Annotated in this window: 15 protein-coding genes and 2 pseudogenes; 9 read left to right on the forward strand and 8 right to left on the reverse strand. The window is 68.7% G+C overall.

All coding sequences use genetic code 11. The features are described from left to right. Window positions 1-18: 18 nt before the first annotated feature. From ACQP26_RS12480 to ACQP26_RS12495, 4 genes and pseudogenes are all read right to left on the reverse strand, one after another. Complete coding sequence (locus ACQP26_RS12480; RefSeq protein WP_281578208.1) at window positions 19-639, reverse strand: response regulator; 621 nt, start codon at window positions 637-639, stop codon at window positions 19-21. After that, complete coding sequence (locus ACQP26_RS12485) at window positions 636-1,964, reverse strand: sensor histidine kinase (protein ID WP_433495796.1); 1,329 nt, start codon at window positions 1,962-1,964, stop codon at window positions 636-638. Before ACQP26_RS12485 ends, ACQP26_RS12480 begins: the two co-directional genes overlap by 4 nt. Then, a complete protein-coding gene (locus ACQP26_RS12490; RefSeq protein ID WP_433495797.1) occupies window positions 1,965-2,729 on the reverse strand; it encodes an ABC transporter permease in 765 nt (254 codons plus the stop codon). It abuts the gene before it with no gap. A gap of 53 nt (window positions 2,730-2,782) precedes the next feature. Next, a pseudogene (locus tag ACQP26_RS12495) lies at window positions 2,783-3,439 on the reverse strand (ABC transporter ATP-binding protein); the annotation flags it as partial. A gap of 508 nt (window positions 3,440-3,947) precedes the next feature. Here ACQP26_RS12495 and ACQP26_RS12500 point away from each other — a divergent pair. Together ACQP26_RS12500 and ACQP26_RS12505 are read left to right on the forward strand one after the other, a co-directional pair. Further along, complete coding sequence (locus ACQP26_RS12500; protein WP_269706823.1) at window positions 3,948-4,973, forward strand: DUF808 domain-containing protein; 1,026 nt, start codon at window positions 3,948-3,950, stop codon at window positions 4,971-4,973. 505 nt (window positions 4,974-5,478) lie between these two features. Beyond that, window positions 5,479-5,913: a DoxX family protein gene (locus ACQP26_RS12505; protein ID WP_281578205.1), complete on the forward strand. Its 435-nt coding sequence runs from the start codon at window positions 5,479-5,481 to the stop codon at window positions 5,911-5,913. Between the two features lie 585 nt (window positions 5,914-6,498). Here ACQP26_RS12505 and ACQP26_RS12510 read toward each other — a convergent pair. The 3 genes and pseudogenes from ACQP26_RS12510 to ACQP26_RS12520 form a co-directional block, all read right to left on the reverse strand. After that, complete coding sequence (locus tag ACQP26_RS12510) at window positions 6,499-6,981, reverse strand: cytidine deaminase (RefSeq protein ID WP_433495798.1); 483 nt, start codon at window positions 6,979-6,981, stop codon at window positions 6,499-6,501. Window positions 6,982-7,407: 426 nt separating this feature from the next. Continuing rightward, window positions 7,408-7,647: pseudogene (locus ACQP26_RS12515) on the reverse strand (transposase); the annotation flags it as partial. A 66-nt stretch (window positions 7,648-7,713) separates the two neighbouring features. Further along, window positions 7,714-8,445 carry a hypothetical protein gene (locus ACQP26_RS12520; RefSeq protein WP_433495799.1) on the reverse strand — a complete coding sequence of 244 codons (732 nt, stop codon included), beginning with the start codon at window positions 8,443-8,445 and terminating at the stop codon, window positions 7,714-7,716. A 410-nt stretch (window positions 8,446-8,855) separates the two neighbouring features. On the opposite strand from ACQP26_RS12520, the gene ACQP26_RS12525 reads away from it, so the two are divergent. The 6 genes from ACQP26_RS12525 (at window position 8,856) to ACQP26_RS12550 (ending at window position 15,903) form a co-directional block, all read left to right on the forward strand. Further along, a complete protein-coding gene (locus ACQP26_RS12525) occupies window positions 8,856-10,181 on the forward strand; it encodes a polysaccharide pyruvyl transferase family protein (RefSeq protein WP_433495800.1) in 1,326 nt (441 codons plus the stop codon). A 413-nt stretch (window positions 10,182-10,594) separates the two neighbouring features. Further along, complete coding sequence (locus ACQP26_RS12530) at window positions 10,595-11,524, forward strand: phosphotransferase enzyme family protein (RefSeq protein ID WP_433496132.1); 930 nt, start codon at window positions 10,595-10,597, stop codon at window positions 11,522-11,524. A gap of 131 nt (window positions 11,525-11,655) precedes the next feature. After that, window positions 11,656-12,411, forward strand: a complete 756-nt coding sequence (locus ACQP26_RS12535; protein WP_433495801.1) for an SDR family oxidoreductase — start codon at window positions 11,656-11,658, stop codon at window positions 12,409-12,411. A gap of 342 nt (window positions 12,412-12,753) precedes the next feature. Continuing rightward, the gene (locus ACQP26_RS12540) at window positions 12,754-14,013 is read left to right on the forward strand and encodes an ABC transporter substrate-binding protein (RefSeq protein WP_269706816.1); all 1,260 of its coding nucleotides are present in this window, start codon (window positions 12,754-12,756) and stop codon (window positions 14,011-14,013) included. Window positions 14,014-14,083: 70 nt separating this feature from the next. Beyond that, complete coding sequence (locus ACQP26_RS12545) at window positions 14,084-15,037, forward strand: carbohydrate ABC transporter permease (protein WP_269707118.1); 954 nt, start codon at window positions 14,084-14,086, stop codon at window positions 15,035-15,037. Next, the gene (locus tag ACQP26_RS12550) at window positions 15,034-15,903 is read left to right on the forward strand and encodes a carbohydrate ABC transporter permease (RefSeq protein WP_269706815.1); all 870 of its coding nucleotides are present in this window, start codon (window positions 15,034-15,036) and stop codon (window positions 15,901-15,903) included. Before ACQP26_RS12545 ends, ACQP26_RS12550 begins: the two co-directional genes overlap by 4 nt. A gap of 17 nt (window positions 15,904-15,920) precedes the next feature. On the opposite strand, the gene ACQP26_RS12555 is transcribed toward ACQP26_RS12550, so the two are convergent. Continuing rightward, the gene (locus ACQP26_RS12555) at window positions 15,921-17,450 is read right to left on the reverse strand and encodes a glycoside hydrolase family 43 protein (protein WP_433495802.1); all 1,530 of its coding nucleotides are present in this window, start codon (window positions 17,448-17,450) and stop codon (window positions 15,921-15,923) included. A 98-nt stretch (window positions 17,451-17,548) separates the two neighbouring features. On the opposite strand from ACQP26_RS12555, the gene ACQP26_RS12560 reads away from it, so the two are divergent. Continuing rightward, window positions 17,549-19,207 (forward strand): CocE/NonD family hydrolase, encoded by a 1,659-nt coding sequence (locus tag ACQP26_RS12560; RefSeq protein WP_433495803.1) that lies wholly within the window; start codon window positions 17,549-17,551, stop codon window positions 19,205-19,207.

Raw genomic sequence — 19,207 nt, forward strand, 5'->3', positions numbered from 1 at the left:
CCACCGAAACGCCGACCGTCACGTCAGCAGTCGGCGGCGGTAGCCCTCGGCCACCGCCGAGGCTCGGTCGCGTACGCCTAGCTTGTCGTAGATGTGTTGCAGATGGGTCTTGATGCTTGCCTCGCCGATGAACAACGCTGTGGCGGCCTCTCGGTTCGAATTGCCGTTCGCGACCAGTTGCAACACCTCCTTCTCGCGATCGGTCAGCGTGCCTGCGCCGGGCCTGCGAACCTGTCCCATCAGGTGCTGCGTCACCGACGGCGCGAGCACCGACTCTCCCCGCGCAGCCGCGCGGACGGCTCGCATCAGCTCGTCGGGCAGGGCGTCCTTCAGGAGGTATCCGATCGCGCCCGCCTCGATCGCAGGCAGGACGTCACTCTCGCTGTCGAACGTGGTCAGGACCAGCACCCGGGCATCCGGTGCCCGCTCGCGCAGGATCGCGGTCGCGGCGACGCCGTCCATCCGGGGCATCCGGAGGTCCATGAGTACGACGTCCGCCGCCAGCAGCTCCGCGCGTTCGATGCCCTCGGCGCCGTCGCCGGCCTCGCCGACCACCACGATGTCCTCGGCGTCCGCGAACGTGTCGCGAAGACCGCCCCGCACGATCGGATGGTCGTCGACGATTACCAGTCGGATCATCGGCCGGTCTGCCCCTCTGTTCTCGTGCGCGCGGGAGCGATCGCCGGAACGCGCGCGCTGACGGCTGTCCCTTCGCCCGGCGCGCTCTGCACCTCGACGTGGCCCCCGACGCCTCTGATGCGCTGACGCATGCTCGTCAGGCCGAAGCCGGTGCTGGCCCCGGTCACGAACCCGCGTCCATCATCGCGCACGTCCAACAGCACCTCGGTGCCTGTGTACGACAGCGTGACGCCGACGCGAGAGGCCTCCGCATGCTTGGCCACGTTGGTCAGCGACTCCTGGGCGACTCGGAAGAGCGACACCTCGATGGCAGGGATCAGCGGCTCCCGGGTGCCGGTGACCTCCAGCCGCGCGCCGATCCCGTGGTCCTCCGACCATCGCTCGGTCAACGTGCGCAGCGCGTCGGGGAGATGCGCCCGCCCGAGCTCCTGCGGAGCGAGCGCCTGCACGGACCGCCGGGCCTCGGTCAGGCTGCTGCGCGCGAGCCGCAGCGCCCGCGCGACGTGCTCCTCCGTTTCGCCCGGCACCTTCGCGGAGGCCGCCTGGAGCTGGGTGATGATGCCGGCGAGGCCCTGCGCCAGCGTGTCGTGGATCTCCCTGGCCAGTCGCTGCCGCTCGTCGTGCGCCCCGGATTCCCGGGCCTGGGCGACCAGTTGCGCGTGCAGCCCGGCGTTCTCGTGCAGCGCCGCCTCGAGCCGCTCGACGAGCTCCTCCCGCTTGCGTTCCTCCGGTTCGCTGCGCGCCGTCAGCACGATGCCCACCCCGATCGCCGCGGTCTGCACGGCGACGATCAGGATGAACTCCGCGAGCGTGGCCGGGGTTGCGCCGGCCCACACGCGCATCGCCGCGCCGTTGAGGGCCACGGAAGTGGCCAGGACGCCGAGCACTCCCAGGGGCCACGGCCGGAGCAGGTAGGCGTGGAAGAAGCCCGCGATGGTGAAGACGAGGAAGATCTCGGAGTACGTCATGAGGGCGACGCAAAGCGCCAGCAGTCCGGCGAAGAAGATGCCCGCCGGCACGGGCCGGAGCGTCCTCTTCCGGATGGGCAGCGTGTGGCCGAACAGCACCCACAGCGCGGCGGCCGCGACGAGCCCGAGGACGGAGAGTCGGAAGCGCTCGCCGGAGGCCGGGAGCACCCACAAGAAATAGGTAGTCGTCGAGACCGCGAGCAGCAGCCACGGTGTGCTCAGATGCAGGAGGTCCCAGACCCGGAGCTGCTCCTTCTTCCACGCCAGCCGGGGCCGATTCGCATCCTCCGCGACGGCGGATTCGTGCGTCCCGAAGTTCGGCCGCTCATCGGCCCCGGCATCCCGCGTCATCGACATCTACTCCCAGCGGAAGAGCTTGGCGGCGATCGCGCTCGCGACGACCGCAATGCCGGCCATCACGGCGATCTGCAGCCAGAAGGGCTGCCCGCCGGCGGTGGCGGTGGCCTCGCCCGCTTCGGCGGACCACGCCGCGGTGAGCGCCTGCAGCCCGGGCGGTATGAACTCGCCGGCCTCGCGCAGCACGTCGGGCATGAGGACACGGGGCAGGAACGCGCCGCCGGTGAACATCAGCGCAACGAACAGCAGCGTGCCGATCTGGTTCGCGGCGCTGCCCGTACGGCCCACGGCCGCGGAGATCATGCCGACCCCGAGCAGCGCCGCGTAGCCGGCGACGAAGGCGACGACGAACTCCAGGGGCCGCTCGGGCGGCGCGATGTCGAGCACCGCCCACGCGAGCAGGATCATGAGCGCCGCGGAGACGACCACCGAGGCGAACGCCACGATCATCTGCGCGAGCAGAACGGTCCGTGGATGCGCGGGCGTCGTCGACAGCCTGCGCAGGATACCGCGCTCACGATACGTCGCGATCACCGCCGGGAGGTGCTGCACGGCGATCATCACCATCCCGAACACCAGTGCGGTCGGGGCCCAGACGTCGATGGACCGGAGGCCGCCGGTTGCCGGCGACGGCTCTCTGAGCGCCGGGACGGCGCCCAGCGCGAGCAGGAGTCCCGCCGGGAACAGCACACCGAAGCCGACGGTGGCCGAGTCGCGAAGGAAGAGCCTCGTCTCCGCCTTGACCATCTGCAGAAGAGCAGGCATCAGTCACCCCTCTTCTCGGTGAAGGCCACGAACGCGTCCTCGAGGGTACGGAACCGTGCGGTCAGTCCCGAGGGCGTGTCCACCGCGGCGACCCGGCCACCGTCGATGACGGCGATCCGGTCGCTGAGGCGCTCCGCCTCGTCCATGAAGTGCGTGACGAGCAGGATCGTGACACCGGTGTCACGAACCCGCTCAATGAGGCTCCACGTGTCGCGCCTGGCGTGCGGGTCCAGTCCCGTCGTGAGCTCGTCGAGGATCGCGACCCTCGGATTGCCGACCAGGGCGAGCGCAATCGAGAGCCGCTGCTTCTGCCCGCCCGACAGGGCCTTGTACTGCGTGTTCCGCGTCTCGGCGAGGCCGAGGAGCGCCATGAGCTCGCGCCGGTCGGCGGGGTCGCGGTAGAAGGAGCCGTAGAGTTCGAGGGCCTCGGCGACCTTCATCGCGTCCGGGAGGCTGCTCTCCTGCAGTTGCACGCCGAGGAGCTCCCGCACCTCCGCCCGGTCCCGTATCGGGTCCAGTCCCAGCACCGCGATCGAGCCCGAGTCGGGCGCTCGCAGCCCGGCGATGCTCTCCACGATTGTCGTCTTGCCGGCGCCGTTGGGCCCGATGATGCCGAAGATCTCGCCCTCTTCCACGGTGAAAGAGACGTCATCGACGGCAACATGTCGCCCGTAGCGCTTGTGTAGATTTCGTACTTCCAATGCCGTCATGCTGCGAAGCTACGGTCGCATCCCGCCCCGCCACGTCGACCGTGGCGGGTGCGCCTGGGTTGATTCGTGCCTCCACCGATCGGTGGATCCGGGCGCGAGCCGCGATCAAGAATCGCTCGAATTCGTGCCGCTACCGGCGAATCCGCGCCGCTGTTCGGTTCAGTGGACGCACGCCGGGACGCACCCCTGCGCTCGTTCGCTTCGACTGGCGTACCAACCTCTTGCCGAGCCCTCGAGCGAGCCGCCTCGGCCGCCCTAGATGGGCGGTTGTTCGTGCCGACGTCGCGGGACGACCAAGCCGTTGACGAGGCTGATCGGCCCGAGGGTGGTTGCTCGCCGGGCTTGCTGGAGGATCTCCGGGGACGAGTGTGGCCCAGGTGCCATCACGCTGCCAGCGACGGAACCATCGATACGGCGTCGGTACGACCGGGCGGTGGTGTGCCGCGCACAGGAACCTGAGCGAGAATGGGCCGGTTCGTACTCCGCGCAACCCTGGAAGGATCCTCCCTTGGCCGGTGGACTCGTAGCCCTGTTGGATGACGTGGCGGTGCTGGCCCGAGCCGCTGCCGCGTCGATCGATGACATCGGGGCGGCCGCCGCGAAGGCCGGCGCCAAGGCTGCGGGCGTCGTCGTCGACGATGCTGCCGTCACGCCGCAGTACGTGCGGAGCCTGGCGGCCGAGCGCGAGTTGCCGATCATCAAGCGCATTGCCCTGGGGTCGCTGCGCAACAAGTTCTTCATCATCCTGCCGGCGGTGCTGCTGCTCAGTCAGTTCGTGCCCTGGCTGCTCACTCCGATCCTCATGCTCGGCGGCGCCTACCTCTGTTACGAAGGCGCGGAGAAGGTGTGGGCCAAGATCGCCCATCACGATTCCCACGGCGCGGGCGATGAAAAGGTGCAGGACGAGACGAAACTGGTGTCCGGGGCGGTACGAACCGACCTGATCCTCTCGGCGGAGATCATGGTCATCGCCCTCAACGAGGTGATCGATGAGGCGTTCTGGTCCCGCCTGGTGATCCTGGCTGTCGTCGCCGTCGTCATCACCGTCCTGGTGTACGGCGTGGTGGGCCTGATCGTGAAGATGGACGACGCCGGGCTGCGTCTGTCGCAACGTTCCGGTGCCGTCGCCACGTTCGGCCGCGGTCTGGTGAGGGCGATGCCGGTAGTCCTCACCGTGCTGACGGTAGTCGGCACTGCGGCGATGCTGTGGGTGGGCGGGCACATCCTGCTGCTCGGCACGAACGAGCTGAACCTGCCCTTCCTGTACGAGGCCGTGCACCACGTGGAGGTCGCCGCCCACGACGCCACGGGTGTTCTCGGCGGGCTCGTCGGCTGGCTCGTCAACACGGTGGCCAGCGCGATCCTCGGGCTGATCGTCGGAGCGCTGGTCGTGCTGGTCATGACTCTCACGCTCCACCGCCGCAAATCCAAGGCTGCGCCGGCCACGACTCGTACTGACGGCACCATCCCCGTGCCGTCGAGCCGTGCAGCTGAGCGTCGCGACGTTCCTGCGGACCGGGCGCCGCGCGGTTGACTGCAAATCATCGCAAATCGACCACGGGTCAGGCGTTCTGGTGCTGACCTACCGACTCAAAGACCGCGACCTCGGCCGCGTCCCCGCAGCCACCAAGACCAACGACTAAAGATCAACCAAACCACCGTGGTCCAGTTTCAGCCGGACCACGGTGGTCCCGTCTGAGGCGGCGTTGACACGGTGGACGGACTGACCATCCCGGCCGTCGGCGGGCCAGTGGCCGCACCGCCCGATGCTGGACCGCCTGTCGGCTCCGTCTGAAAGGCTAGTGGTTGGGGCGGCGTCGACAGGAGCCCACCGGCCGTACCGTCCGTCGCTGGAACTGAGCGTGGCCGCGGTCGGGGGCAGTGTCGGTCACCGTGGCGGAGGCTCCCCCAACTCCGTCGACAGACCGAGGCGGTACCCGACCTGGAGCCGGCCTGCCCCTTCTGTCCTTCGGGTGGTGGGAGCCGCCCATGCAGCGGGCCGGCTGTCCGTCCCTCGCTCACGCCACGGGAGACACACCATGACCTCCACGTTTGCCCGACGGTTGACGGGCGCGGTCGGCCAGGTCGCGTTGGGCGCGATGCTGCTCGTTGCCGGCACCGCCCACCTGACAGTCGCGCGCCAGGAGTTCTTGGCGCAGGTGCCCTCCTGGCTCCCGCTCGACGCCGATCTCGTCGTCGTCGCTTCCGGAGTGGTCGAGATCTGTCTCGGGCTGGCCCTGCTCGCGGCTTGGAGACAGCCTGTACGCGGCATCACCGGAGCGGTCGTAGCGGCATTCTTCGTCGCGGTCTTCCCGGGCAACGTCGCTCAGTTCACCGAAGGTCGTGACGGATTCGGCCTGGACACCGACGCGGCACGCGCGGTCCGCCTGCTCTTCCAGCCGCTGCTCGTACTCTGGGCGCTCGCCGCCACCGACGCGGTTCCCGCGCTCCGCTCACTGCGCCGTAGCCCCTGACACACGAACCGAATCCAACGATATCCGTCAGCCCGGTTGCCGCTCACTACCTGGGCGTCAGTTGCGTTTCTGATGGTGACAATAGATGCCCGCATGTCCCCCCGGTGCCTGCAGGCGGCCTGTAGCGATGGGTAGGGGCGCAACGTTCCCCCGGTGACGGGGTTCTGCTGGTAGGGGAGCGGGGCGCGGTGGACTGGCGACGGGGACGCCCCATGCGGCCCCCTTTTACCCCCGAAGACCCCCGCATGTGGACGACAATCAGTGACAAGCGGCGATTATCGCTTGATCGTTTCTGTGCAGCTCAGCGTCTACCTTCGACGGATGTTGACAAGGTCGGAATGGCTACGACGGTAACAAGGGTCCATCGGTCCGAATCCGGCCGTCCCGACACTGATCAGAGGGCATATCCGATTGATGGGTAGGTCCTCTTCTCGCGTCCGGGTGACTAACTGGGTGACTACGCCTCAGCGTCGAAGCTCCGATCCATGATCACGGCGCCATCGAGGAGCACTTGACTGGCCCGACGTGCTTGACGTCCTGGAGCAAGAACTATCGGAGCGTGGATGACACCTCCGGCCCAGATGATCAATGCTGTGCGCGGGAGTGCTCAGCAACCAGCGGGTCAGGATGCATGGACCGCCGGAGAGGGCCAGGGGCCACCGTCGGCAAACCGAGCCCCCAGTAGAACGGGTTGACCTCGAGAAGTGTCCGTGCCGTCCATCCGGATGGGCTGCTCGGATCGGCAACTCCCACCTGAACCTCCGGCCCCCACAGGGCGAGGCGCTCCTGGCAGATACCGCACGGCGCCAGTACGAAGACGTCGCTGCTGCCAGCCTCTCTTCCCACGCACACCGAAGCAGTCACCCGCCTGTTCAGCGTGTACGCCTGGCAGATGGCTCCGGTTTCATGGCAAAGAGTGACCCCGGCGTTGAGATTGTCGAGGCACACGCTAGTCAAGATCTGACCGTCCTCGAGGTAGACCGCAGCTGCCCCGCCGTACTCCTCAGCCGGCCACCGGCGATTCATCTGGTCAACAGCTGCATCGATGAGGCGCTGATCAAGATTCATAGCGCGAGCGTAAGGGCACGACCGATGTCACCCAGGTCCTGATAACGATCCGTCATACAGGTCCCGAGACCGGACACCGACTGCCCCGGCCAATCGGTGAGAACTTCGGCACGTCTTCAAGGCGTCCCTGAACGGGCCGCACGCGCCGCCGCTTGGGCGCGTGTCCGTCGTTTCGCTGGCGTTCCGACTCCGGTCACGCAACACGCCCGGCTGCTGGCGCGGACAGCAGGTAGCCCGATGGGCCGCCGCGTGACGACAGGCCGTTTTGGTGGTCGTCGGTTCGAATCCGGCCGTCTCGATGCAGGTCAGAGAGCTGATCCGGATATCTGGTCGGCCCTTTTGGCGTTCTGGGGCCAAGATCAGTCAAGAGCGTGGGTGGCGCTGCTTGACAGTTGGTCAAGTCTCAAGCGTTGGGGCAAGATTCCTGCTGCCGTCGCGTTGCCAGCGACGGAACAGGCTGTAGATCGTCTGCCAAGGGCCGTATTCGACCGGGACGTCACGCCAGGGCGACCCGATCCGGATCCGCCACCTGATCCCGTCGATGAGCTGCCGTTTCTCCCACCTCGGCGGCCGACCCTTCGCCGACGTGGCAGGCAGCGGTGCGGCGAGGCGCTGCCACTGAGCGTCGGTGAGGTCGTGCCGCCTCGTCACCGCTACGCTCGCCACGAGGTCTCCGGTATTCAGGTTTGCTTGGTCGCTAACCCACTTACCGGAGACCTCTTTAGATGCCGATCATCGCCACGCCGGGACCTTCACCGCCCGCGCCGCCCCGCCAACCAGCACTGCCGCCACCGCTACCGTCACCAGCACCGGCAGGGAGCGTTGCCACGTTGCGTGGTACATCCCGCAGGTGGCGTTTGGCTGGCCCCGACAGTCCGCCGGCAGACGATAGATAATCCAGTCGCCGTCCAGCCAGCCAATGAGGTGGGTAGAGAGCTGAAACCGTCCGGTCGGAATCATCCACCCAATCGCCTCGCTGCCCAGCCAGAGCAGCAGCACAACGATGCCCACCCCGACGATCGGCGGGCGATCGAGCGGCAAGGCGAGCCGATCCGCGATGCCTCCGATCGCAAAGCCGACGCTCGTGCCAAACGCGGCCAGGCCGAGCCCTCGCAGGCCGACGCCAACGGCGCCAACCCAGAAAGCGTGATCGATCTCGTCAGAGGGACTGAGGGTGCGATAGCCGACCGCCAGCGTGACGCCCAGCAGGACCAACATGACGGCGCTGACTCCGACGGTGATGAGCAGCGAGCGCCACAGCGAGCGCACCACCGCGCCGACGATCACCGACCAGAGCAGCAGCAGCACAGCAGCGCTCTGCAACGTCTGACGGATCTCGCCGCCGTCATCGCTGAACTCCTGACTGCCGGCCGAGGCCACAAGCCTCCACAGGACTGGCAGCAGAGCCGTGACCACCGCGAGGGAAACAAGCACGATCCTTCGACTTCGGTCGGGTGCTTCCACAGCATCGATTATTGACCACCCGTCCGCCCGTCCTGGCGAGCGATTCAGGCCCAGTCGTCTACCAGGTGGCCGAGGTGGTGGCGCCGATGATCAGACGTCGATAGCTGGAGGCTGCCACCCGCCACGACGAGTTGGCCGTCCGGTTACAGGCCGTCCTGACGATCACGATCATCAGCGGATGACTCTGACCGACATATGCGACACGCCTCAGGCGCAGTTCCGCAGCCCATCTATTGGCTGGTATCCCCGCCCACCTTCGGGCCGACGTGACGGCCGCCACGTGGGATTCGAGCCGACGTGGAGACGGTAGGATTTCTGCTCCTGCACGGAACGGGGCCGTGCTCGGCCGGTCGCGCCGCTTCGGCCTCGCCGGGCGCTGTGGCGTCCGAAACGAAGGATGGACACCCCGAATGCACCAGCGGATCCTGCTGCGAGCCCGCAAGGGCCCGTTCGACGTCGTCACCGCCGAGGAGACCTACGAGCGGGACTGGATCGGCAAGAACAGCGGCAACCTGGTCTTCAGCCACGCCGCGCACAAGCTGCTGGCCACCTCGGCGGCGGAGATCACCCCGTCGCGGTTCCGGGCGGACCCGCGCGACGCCGACGAGATCAACGAGAAGTACGACGTCTTCGTGATCCCGCTGGCAAACGCGTTCCGCCACGACTACGCGAACCGGCTGACCTCGATGGCCCGGCTGATCGAGCGGCTCAAGATCCCGGTGGTGGTGCTCGGGGTCGGGGCGCAGACCGACGTGGACGGCGGCCTGGAGTCCCTGCGCCCGATCGACGAGCCGGTGAAGGCGTTCTGCCGGGCGGTGCTGAACCGGTCGCACAGCATCGGCGTACGCGGCGAGATCAGCGAGAGCTACCTGCGTTCGCTGGGTTTCTCCGCCGTCGAGCAGATCGGCTGTCCGTCGATGTTCCTGCACGGCGACAACCTCCGGGTCGAGAAGGCGAAGGCGACCCTGAACACCGAGGACCGGCTCGCGTTCGTCATCTCGCCGTACGTCCGCGCGTTGGCCCCGCTCGTCCGCCACCACCACCAGCGCTACCCGAACCTGTGCTACATCGCGCAGGGCCTGTACGCCCTCGGCACCCTGCTCTACGGCGACGCACCGAACTTGCGCGGCAAGACCGACGACATGCCCATCCACACCTCGCACCCGCTCTTCGCGGAGGACAAGGTGCGGATGTTCATGGACCCGTGGCCCTGGATGGAGTACCTCTCCGGGTTCGACTTCGCCTTCGGCACCCGGATCCACGGCACCATCACGGCGCTGATCTCCGGCACTCCCGGGTACCTCCTCGCACACGACTCGCGCACCCTGGAACTGGCCCGCTACTTCGACATCCCGCACCGGTTGATGCGCGACGTACCGGGCGACCTCGACGCCGCCCAACTCTACGAGGAAGCCGACTACACGGCCCTGAACGAGGGCCACAAGGAGCGCTTCGCGCGGATCAGCGCGTTCCTCGCCAAGCACGACCTCGGCCTGTCGTTCGCCGACGGGGACAGCGCCACCCGCTTCGACGAGCAGGTCCGCCGAACCGTCTACCCGCAGGCGGTCCGGCCGGCCTCCTCCTACACCACGGACGAACTGCTGGCGCGCATGCAGTGGCTGCGCGACGAGAACCAGACGCTGCAGCAGAAGCTCAAGACGCGCCGCGCGCAGCCGTTGCGCGAGCAGGTCAAGCAGGCGGTGCGCGGCCGGGTCCGCCGGATGCTGTCGCGCTGACGGTCGCAGGCCCGGGATAGCCGACGTCGATCACCCGCCGTCCGGCCCGCACCCTGCCGCGTCCAGCAGCGGTTCCGCCGGGTACGCGCAGTGCATGGCGAAGCTGCGTGTGTACGCCCCCCGGCCCGTCCTCAAAGCGGCCCCGGGCTGCACGCTTTGCCGCCCCGGCGCGCGCCGGCCGCTGCCGCCTTGGCGATGCCTGATGCCCGGCGGCTGGCGCGGACATCGAGAAACCCGGCAGGCCGCCGCAGAACGACAGACAGTTGATCGTTGGTGGGCCGGCAGCCGGCCGGGCCGCTCGGCCACCAGCCCGTGGCGCGGGAGAGGCACACGTCGGCCGCGTCGGTGAGGTGGCACTCGGTGAGGTCAGAAGTTCGTGGCCGGTTGCGGTGGATGGTGTTTGACTCTTGCTCGTGATCGATGGCGGGAAGCTGCGTGCGTGTCTCGTGGCCCATTGGGGACTGGTGAACGCGGCGGTTCAGGTACACAACGGCGGAATGAACTCGGCGACGTGGTTCGTCTCCGAGGGCGGTGAACGGTGGGTAGCCAAGGCAGTTGCGCCGGGATCGCGCCGGCCCTTCATCGGCGGCCTTGAGGTCGCGGCTCATGTCGAGAGGGCAGGCGTTGCGGCTGGCACCCCGCTGGTGACGAGGCGCGGAAGCATCGTCGTCGACGTCGACGGAGTGCCGCTCGCGTTGTTGAACTGGGTCGCAGGCAGCGGGCTGATCGGCAGGAGGCCGGACGAGCAACGGCTGATCGGGGCAACCCTGGCGCGTGTGCACGCAGCACTCAGAAGCGTGACGATCAAGGATGCCGACCGGTTCCACTGGGTCGATCCGCGGGCGCCGCATCTGCTGGTCCGTCCTTGGGTCCAACCCTCCGTGGCGGCCGCCCTTGCCGGTTACGAGGCGCTTGATGTCGGGTCTTTGTCGTGGGGCCTGTTACACACCGATCCGGCTCCAGAGGCATTCCGGCTCGACCGCAAGACGGGAGAGTGCGGACTGATCGACTGGAGTATCGCGATGAGCGGTCCGCTTATGTACGACCTAGCATCGGCAGTGATGTATGTCGGCGGAATCGATAACGCGGACTACCTGGTGGAGGCATACCTGGAGAACAAGACGATGACGCGCGCCGAGGTGGAACACGGCTTGCCGGCCATGCTCCGGTTTCGCTGGGCGGTGCAGGCCGACTACTTCGCCCGCCGCCTTGTGACCGACGATCTGACCGGAATCACGAGCATGGCCGACAACGACGTGGGCTTGGAGAATGCGCATCGATGGCTCGACCGCCTGGCGGCCAAAGAGCCTTCCGGGGCACGCAGGGGGCATGCGACAGCGTGAAACGTCGGTAACCAGCCACCAACAGGACGAGCCGGGCCGAGCTCTTTCGGCAATTTCCTGCGTCCGCCCCGGGATTCCGTCCTACTGGTTGCAGCGCGACTCAGCCAGTGCGGACAGGGAGGGGCTCGATCATGAAGATCGTCGTCATCGGTGGCAGCGGGCTCATCGGCTCCAAACTCGTGAAGATCCTCGGCGCCCAGGGCCACGAGGCGGTGCCGGCGTCGCCGAAGACCGGCGTGAACACGCTGACCGGTGAGGGGGTGGCGGAGGCGCTGTCCGGCGCCGACGCGGTTGTCGACGTGTCGAACTCGCCGTCGCTCGAGGGCGGCGCCGCACTGGAGTTCTTCGAGACGTCCACGCGTAACCTCCTTGCCGCCGCCGCGGACGCCGGGGTGGGGCACTACGTGGTGCTCTCCGTCGTGGGCTCCGAACGGCTTCCGGACAGCGGCTACATGCGGGCGAAGGTCGCCCAGGACAATCTCGTCACCGCGTCCGGGCTTCCGTACTCCCTGGTGCACGCCACACAGTTCTTCGAGTTCCTGCAGGGCATCGTCGACGCCGCCACGGACGGCGACACCGTGCACCTCGCGCCGGTGCTGATCCAGCCGATGGCGGCGGACGACGTGGCGGCCGCGGTGGCCGACGTCGTGGTCGGCGCGCCGGCCAACGGTGTGGTCGAGGTCGGCGGTCCGGAGCAGTTCCGCCTCGACGAACTGGGACGATCCACCCTCGCGGCCCGGCAGGATCCTCGATCGGTGGTGAGTGACCCCGGCGCCCGGTATTTCGGTGCCGCGCTGTCCGAACGCTCGCTCGTCCCCGCCGACGGCGCCCGCATCGCCGCCACCCGCCTCGACGACTGGCGGACGCGGGCGACCCACGGCCGGTAGCTGTCCGGGAGCGGATGCGAGGGGCGCCGGTGTCCGTCGCGCGGAGCTACGCTCCTTGTTCCGAAACTTTCGGTGCTGTGTCGGTTCAGGAATCCGCAGTGTCGTCAAGCGCTCGTGCTGGCAGCGGGCCTGTTGACGGATGCCGGAGCACTTAGTAGCCTCAGCGCACAAAATCATGGCATGCAAATATCTCGATAAGTTTCGGAGGCGGCGACCTCACCGGCCGCGGGACAACGGCTGACCCGTCGGTGGGGCCACCCGTCGGCTTCTGCCTGCGCGCCGGCGCCGGCGAGAACCCACCACCCCACCACCGCTGCTCACGATCACACCGCTGGAGGGCCGTTGAAACGCGTCCGGACCACCGCCACAGCAGTCATCGCCGCCGCCGCGCTCCTCCTTGCCGGTTGTGGGGGATCAGACGGCGAGTCGGACTCGAAGACCTTCGAGTTCTGGTCGTTCGCCAACATCAACCAGAAGGCCGACGTCGACGTCTACACCAAGGCGCACCCCGATGTGCGCATCAAGCTCACCGAGGTGGGCAGCACCACCGAGACCGCGCAGGCGCTCACCGCCGCGCTGGCCGGCGGCAAGGTGCCCGACCTGGTGCTGATCCAGGCCGACGACCTGCCGAAGTTCATGCAGTCCCCGGACAACTTCGTCGACCTCACCACGCTGGGCGCGAACGACATCAAGGGCAACTACCTCGACTGGGTGATGGCACAGTCGACGACGAAGGACGGCAAGATCATCGGTGTGCCGACGGACGTCGGCGGCCTGGCGGTGGCCTACCGTACCGATCTGTTCAAGGCGGCCGGCCTGCCCACCGACCGGGACGAGGTCTCCAAGCTCTGGCCGACGTGGGACGAGTTCATCAACGTCGGTAAGCAGTACGTCCAGAAGACCGGGAAGCCGTTCGTGGACAACACGCCCACCAGCGTCTTCTTCCAGGCGGTCAACCAGGGCAGCCAGCGCTACTACAGCGCCGACCGCCAGCTCGACTACGACAACGAGCAGGTCAAGGCGGCGTTCGACGTGACGCTGAAGGCTTTCGGCGCGGGCATCTCCGCCAAGCAGGGGTCGTTCTCGTCCGGCTGGACCGCGGCGATGAAGAAGGGCGACTACGCCGTGGTGTGCTCGCCGTCCTGGATGCTCAGCCAGATGAAGACGAACGCCCCCGAGACGAACGGCAAGTGGGACATCGCCACCATTCCCGGTGGCTCGGGGAACTGGGGCGGCAGCTTCCTCGCCATCCCCAAGCGCGCCAAGAACGCGAAGGCGGCGTGGAACTACATCAACGAGATGCAGTCGCCGAAGGGTCAGCTGGACCACTTCCTGATGCAGGGGTCTCTGCCCACCACGCCGTCGGTCTACACGGACCCGCAGCTGGTCGGGAAGACCGACCCGTTCTTCAGCAACGCGCCGATCGGCAAGATCTACACCCAGTCGGTGATCGGGATCAAGCCCTTCTACTTCGGGCCGCAGGACGGTCCCATCGGCACCGAGTTCCTCAACACGCTCACCAGCGTCGAGCAGGGCAAGGTCAACCCGGCGAACGCCTGGGACACCGCGCTGAAAAACGTCAAGAACGCCGTACGCGAATGACGGAGGGCTGAGTGCGGCGGCCGGGCCGAGCCCGGCCGCCGCCCATCGGGAGGGTGACGCCTTGACCACCATGCTCGGCCCGGCCCCGGTTCCACCGGACGTCCGCAGGCCCGCTCGCAACCGGCGGATCCAGCAGGGCGTACGGGAGTTCCTGGCGCCGTACGCGTACATCTCGCCGTTCTTCGTACTGTTCCTGATCTTCGGCCTGTTCCCGCTGCTGTTCACCTTCTACATCTCGCTGTTCGACTGGGATCCCATCGGCGAGCACCGCTTCGTGGGGCTGGACAACTTCTCCGAGCTGCTGGACGACCCGCGTTTCTGGGGGGCGCTGCGGAACACGTTCAGCATCTGGGTGCTCTCGACGGTGCCGCAGTTGCTCCTGGCGCTCGGCCTGGCGCACCTGCTCAACCACGCGCGGCTGCGGCTGGCCGCGTTGTTCCGGATGTCGGTGCTCGTTCCCTACGTCACCTCGGTGGCGGCCACGACCATCGTCTTCGCCCAGATGTTCGACCGTGACTACGGCATGATCAACTGGTTTCTCGGGCTGCTGGGCTTCGCGCACATCGACTTCACGGCGTCGCTGTGGGGCAGCCACATCATGATCGCCACGATGATCGCCTGGCGCTGGACCGGATACAACACACTGCTGTACCTCGCCGCGCTGCAGGCGGTGCCCCGGGAACTGTACGAGGCCGCCGCCGCCGACGGCGCGAACGGCTGGAGACAGTTCCTGCACATCAGCATCCCCTCGTTGCGGCCGATCATCGCGTTCACCGTCGTGACGTCGACCATCGGCGGGCTGCAGGTCTTCACCGAGCCGCTGCTGGTCAACCCGGTGGGCGGGCTCACGTGCGGGGCCGCACGGCAGTGCCAGACCGTCACCCTCTACCTCTACGAGCAGTCCTTCGGGCAGTTCCACTTCGGCTACGGGGCGGCGGTCGGCGTCGCGCTCTTCGTCATCGTGGTGGCCTTCTCCGCCCTCAACTATCTGCTGACCACCCGAATCCGTTCGGAGCGCCCATGAAGCCCGTAGCACCGACCGCCGCGCCCCGGCGGGCCCGGCGGCGCCAGGCCAACCGCGTCTCGATCCCGGTGTACGCGCTGCTCACCCTCATGGCGCTCGTCAGCGTCTTCCCGCTCTACTGGATGTTCGTGGTGGCGACGACGGACTCCGCCACCGCGACGACGCTTCCCCCGACCCTCACGCCCGGCGGCAACTTCCTGCACCTGGCGGAGCTGGTCTTCACCATCGTGCCGTTCGTACAGTCCCTGCTCAACAGCGTCATCGTCGCCGGCACGGTCGCCGTGGGCCAGGCGGTGCTCTGCGCGTTGGCCGGATTCGCCTTCGCCAAGCTGTCCTTCCCGGGCCGCAACACGCTGTTCCTCATCGTCGTGCTGACCATGACGGTGCCGGCGCAGCTGGCGGTGGTGCCGCAGTACCTGATCATGTCCCAGTTGGACTGGGTGGACAGCCTGCAGGCGGTGATCGTTCCCGGGCTGGTGAGCGCGTTCGGCATCTTCTGGATGCGCCAGCACATCGGCAGCACCATCGACGACGAGCTGATGCAGGCCGCGCGGGTGGACGGCGCGACCACCTGGCAGATCTTCTGGCGGATCGCCTTCCCGCTGGTCCGGCCGGCGGCGTACGTGCTGGGGCTGTTCACGTTCGTCTACGCGTGGAACGATTTCCTGTGGCCGTTCATCGTCCTGAAGTCGCCGGAGAACTACACCGTCCAGATCGCCATCAAGGCGCTGCAGCAGAACCGGGACATCGATCTGGGCCTGGCCATGTCCGGCTCCTTCCTGGCCACCATTCCGCTGCTGGTGTTGTTCGTCTTCGTCGGGCGCCGTCTGGTGCAGGGAATCATGGAAGGCGCGTTCAAGGGGTGAGGTCCCGTGCCGTCCCGTCAGCCGGCCGGCCGGTAGTCGAACCAGTCGAACCTGGCGGTCCCCTCGGTGACGTACATGCCGATGACCCGGCCGGTGAACCCGGACGCGACCTCGGTGGACAGGTAGCGACCGTCGAGTTCCGCCAGACACGACCAGCCGTCCCCGGTCTCGACCTCGAAGCTGATCGTGTCGCTGCCGGCGGCCGTGACGCCCACGTAGCCCGCCTGCGCCAGAGCGCCGGACGAGGTGACGGTCGGGGGCAGCACGTCGGTGGTCCGGATGCTCAGGGCCACCGTCACCGCCCCCGCCCGGACGGGACACTGCCCGAACACCTGACGGAACGGCCCGACCCGGCCGATGACCCGCGCCTGTCCCCGCGCGATCTCCAGGTCGTAGTGATGGGCCTCGTCGATCCGGACGGTCAGGCCGGATCGGCCCGAGCCGGGATCGACGCGGGCGCTGACCCGGCAGTCGTGGTGCTGCTGGCGGCGGCCGACGACGGTGGCGCCACCGCGGTCGAGGCTGTCGCCGGTCGCGTGCAGGGTCAGCCAGCCCGGCCGGTCGGTCAGCGACCACGCCGAGGCGGGCCGGTCACGGGGAGAGATCCACTGGACGCCCAGCCGATCGTCGTCGAAGTCGTCCCGGTCCTCCCACCGGCTGGTCCCCGCCGGGCCGGTCCCGGACGAGACGGGGTCGACCACCGGCCAGCCGTCGACCCAGCGCACCGGCACCAGGAACGTCTCCCGCCCCAGGACGTGGTAGGGCGGCCACTGACCCCGAGGGCGGATGCCCAGCAGGACCATCCACCAGCTGCCGTCGGTGGCCTCGACCATGTCGGCGTGCCCGGTCGCCTGCACCGGCTGGTCGGTGCCGCGGTGCGTCAGGATCGGGTTGGCCGGTCCGGGCTGGAACGGCCCGCGCGGCGAGCGCGCGCGGGCGACGCTCACCGCGTGGCCGGTGTGGGTGCCGCCCTCCGAGACGAGCAGGTACCACCAGTCGCCGACCCGGTACAGATGCGGCGCCTCGGGGTACTGGCCGCCCGTGCCCGACCACATCGGCACCGGCCCCTCGAAGACCTCTCCGGTACGCGGGTCGATCCGGTACGACTCGACTCCGGACACCGTCATCCAGCAGGTGCCGTCGTCGTCCCACGCCAGCGACGGGTCCACGTGGGGCAGGTCCAGGTAGACCGGATCCGACCACGGGCCGGCCGGATCGGTCGCCGTGACGATCAGGTGCCGGTCGAGCGTGACGTTCGTCGTGACGACCCAGAACCGGCCGTCGTGGTGGCGGATCGTCGGCGCGTAGATGCCTCGCGAGGCAAGCGTGTCGGCGGGCAGCCGAAGCTGCTCGGCGCGGTCGAGCACGTTGCCGATCTGCCGCCAGGTGTACAGGTCGCGACTGTGGAAGATCGGGACGCCGGGCGTGTACTCGAAGCTCGAGCACACGAGGTAGTAGTCGTCACCGGCGCGGCAGATGCTCGGATCGGGCCAGAAGCCCGGGAGGATCGGGTTGCGGTAGCCGCCGTCCGCGGGCTCCGGTTCCATTTCCGCTCCTTCTCGTACGGGCACGGCATGAGTGTCGATGTCGCGTACCGCCTCGGGCAAGCCGCGCGGGGCGGCGGCTCCGGAACCGGGGACGGCCGGTGACGAGCCTTCGCCGCCGACTGCCCGGCCGGCTCCGGCGCGCCCGTGGCAGCCCGTACCCCTTCACGGTGCGGCGCGGGCTGCGCGTGCCGATGGACGACGGCGTCGAGCTGGTCGCCGACCTCTACCTGCCGGCCGGCCCGGCGGAACCGCCGCTGCCCACGATCGTCGTCCGCTCGCCGTACGGCCGGCACGGCTCGCTCACCCACGCGCCGGCGCTGGCCGGCGAGGGGTTCACGGTGCTGGTGCAGAGCTGCCGCGGTACGGGTGGCTCCGGCGGCACCTTCCGGCCGCAGCTCGACGAGCAGCGCGACGGCATGGCCACCCACCGGTGGGTACGCCGCCAGCGGTGGTTCACCGGCACTGTCGCGACGTACGGGGAGAGCTACCTCGGCTACACCCAGTGGGCCGTGGCGGGACGGATGTGCCGGGACGATCCCGGGAACGCCCCGGATGCCCTGTGCCTGAACGTGACGATGGCCGACTTCGGCGCGGTCACCTGGACCAACGGCGCCTTCTCGCTGGGCAGCTCGCTGGGCTGGTCGCGCCTGATGGCCCTGCGGGGCATGCGCGGCGCCCTGGTTCGGGCGCGGCTCGCCCGGCGGCCGGACCGGAAGCTGGCCGAAGCCTTCGACGTCCTGCCGCTGTCGCGCGGCGACTCCACCGTGGCGGGCCACCCGATCGGCTGGTACCAGGACTGGCTGGCCCACGAGAAGCTCACCGACGACTACTGGGCCCGGCAGTCGCACACCGCGTCGGTGCCGGACGTCACCGCACCCGTGTACATGGCCACCGGCTGGTACGACCTGTTCCTTCCCTGGCAGCTGCGCAACTACGCCCAGCTCGCCGCCGCCGGTCGCCCGCCCCGGCTGACCATCGGCCCGTGGGGCCACCGCAGCGAGCAGAGCCCGTTCCTCGCCGAGTCGGTCGCGTTCCTCAAGGAACACTTCGCCGGCGCGCCGGCGGCCCGGCCCGCGCCCGTACGCGCCTTCCTGACCGGCGCGGACCAGTGGCGCGACCTGTCCGCGTGGCCGCCGCCGGGCACCGCGGCGCGGCGGTGGTACCTGCACCCGTCCGGGCTGCTCGACCCGGCCCGCCCCGACGGCGGCGGCACCCGCTACACCTACGATCCCGATCGGCCCACACCCGCACTCGGCGGTCCCGGTCTGGGCCCGTCCTGCGGGCCGGTCGACAACAGCGCCCACGAACGCCGTACGGACGTGGCAGTGTTCCGCAGTCCACCGCTGGATCGCGCTGTCATCCTCGCCGGGGAGCCGATCGCCCGCGTCCGGTTCCGCTCGACGGCGGCCAGCGCGGACGTGTTCGTCCGGATCTGCGACGTGCACCCCGACGGCCGCTCGATGAGCGTGTGCGACGGCATCCGCCGCATCGGCGGCGCCGGTACCGCGGCCACCGATCCGCGGCCCGACGAGGACGGCTTCGTCGAGCTGGAGGTGCCGTTGTGGCCGGCGTTCCACCGCTTCGCCGTCGGCCACCGCGTCGCGGTGCAGGTCAGCTCCGGGGCGCATCCGCGCTACGCCCGCAATCCCGGAAGCGGTGAGCCTGCCGCCACCGCGACCACGACCGTACGGGCGAGGCAGGAGATCTCCCACGACGGCGCCCGCCCGTCCGCGATCGACCTGCCGGTGTGCACGTGA

The organism is Micromonospora sp. CA-248089 (assembly GCF_050948515.1).
Taxonomy (GTDB): domain Bacteria; phylum Actinomycetota; class Actinomycetes; order Mycobacteriales; family Micromonosporaceae; genus Micromonospora.